Origin of the sequence: Hungatella sp. SL.1.14 (genome assembly GCF_024460495.1) — a bacterium.
GTDB lineage: Bacteria > Bacillota > Clostridia > Lachnospirales > Lachnospiraceae > Hungatella > Hungatella hathewayi.
Window position 1 is genome coordinate 1 of the sequence record NZ_JANFYJ010000073.1, and the last position, 1687, is coordinate 1687.

Below are 1687 nucleotides of genomic sequence, written 5' to 3' on the forward strand. Positions count from 1 at the left end.
GCAAAGGTGTCACAGGAATACCTTGATGGATTGGGTTCCTATAATTATTTAGCCACTAAATATAATATCGGGTGTAAAACATTGAAAGAGTGGGTTGCTAAATACAGAATTCATGGAATCGGAGCATTTATTCGTAAAACGGGGAATGCTTCTTACTCATCCGATTTTAAAACCATGTGTGTCGAAGCGGTTTTATCTGGTGATGGAAGCGTAGATGATATCGCTGCTAAATATAACATTTCTTCAAGAAGGGTACTCAGCCAATGGGTTGTGAGTTATAATGCCAATAGAGAACTTAAGGATTATGTTCCGAAAAGGGAGGTCTATATGGCAGAGGCCAGAAGAAAAACAACCGTTGCTGAACGCAAAGAAATCGTTGAGTATTGTATTAAACATAACCATGATTATAAAGGGACTGCAGGCATTTATAACGTTTCATACAGCCAGGTTTATTCCTGGGTAAAAAAGTATGATGTGAATGGAGAAGACGGTTTAACAGATAAACGCGGCCATCACAGAGCAGATGATGAAGTGGATGAACTGGAGCGTTTACGGCGGGAAAATCTCAGGTTGAAACGCCAGCTGGAAGAAAAGGATAAGGCTGTTGAACTACTAAAAAAAGTGAAAGAATTCGAAAGGATGTGAAGCTTGGAAAGCTGCGTTACGAATCAAAATATTTAGCAATCAGACATTTCCATGAAACAGAGCAGTGGAGCATTGCATGGATGTGCAAACAGCTTGAAATCTCAAGGGCGGCTTATTATAAATGGCTGGACCGGGAGATTCCGAAACAGGAATCGGAAAATCTTAAGCTGGCAGAACTGATTAAAGAATACGATCAACGCTTTGGCCATATCTTAGGCTATCGAAGAATGACTTCATGGGTCAATCGCTTTAACCATACTGCTTATGGAAAAAAGCGGGTACATCGGATTATGAAGAAACTGGGTATTCAATCTGTAATCAGAAAGAAAAAGAAAAAATATGTATCTTCTCCCCCGGAAACAACCGCAGAAAACAAGCTATGCAGGGATTTTTATGCGTCTGCACCAAACCAGAAATGGTCTACAGATGTAACTGAGTTTAAAATACCGGGCGAAAAAAAGAAGCTGTATCTAAGTGTAATCATTGATTTATATGACCGATACCCTGTTTCCTATGTAATCAGCAGCCGGAATGATAATCAACTGGTGTTTAAAACATTTGATAAGGCGGTGATCTCCAATCCGAACGCAGCGCCGATTTTTCATAGTGACAGAGGTTTTCAATATACGAGCAGAGTGTTTCAGAAGAAACTAAAGGAACATGAAATGGAACAATCCATGTCAAGAGCAGGACACTGTATTGATAATGGCCCCACAGAAGGTTTCTGGGGAATTATAAAATCAGAAATGTATCAGATGTATGAAATTACTGATGAAACGACATTGAGACATGCAATAAAGGAATATATGAAGTTTTATAGCGCAGAACGTCCTCAAGACAGGTATCATTGTAAGACACCGTTAGAAGTAAGGAATGAGGCAATCGCTGCTGAACATCCAGAAGAATACCCTATTCCTAAAAACAAGCGAATCGAAAAATATAAAGAAAAATGGTGTGCATAGAAAAACGGCCACAAAATGTGGCCGTTCATCAGCCCCTCGTTTTAAATATTTCACCTGTCTACTTGACAGGGGGCATATCA

General features: G+C 39.6%; 2 protein-coding genes. Both read left to right on the forward strand.

Features of this window, described 5'->3' with window-relative positions; all coding sequences use genetic code 11:
* The coding region (locus tag NE473_RS29905; RefSeq protein ID WP_256265531.1) for a helix-turn-helix domain-containing protein at nucleotides 1-645 on the forward strand (645 nt) is incomplete at its 5' end.
* The gene (locus NE473_RS29910) at nucleotides 642-1607 is read left to right on the forward strand and encodes an IS3 family transposase (RefSeq protein ID WP_006773476.1); all 966 of its coding nucleotides are present in this window, start codon (nucleotides 642-644) and stop codon (nucleotides 1605-1607) included. The genes NE473_RS29905 and NE473_RS29910, both read left to right, overlap by 4 nt.
* Nucleotides 1608-1687: the final 80 nt, after the last annotated feature.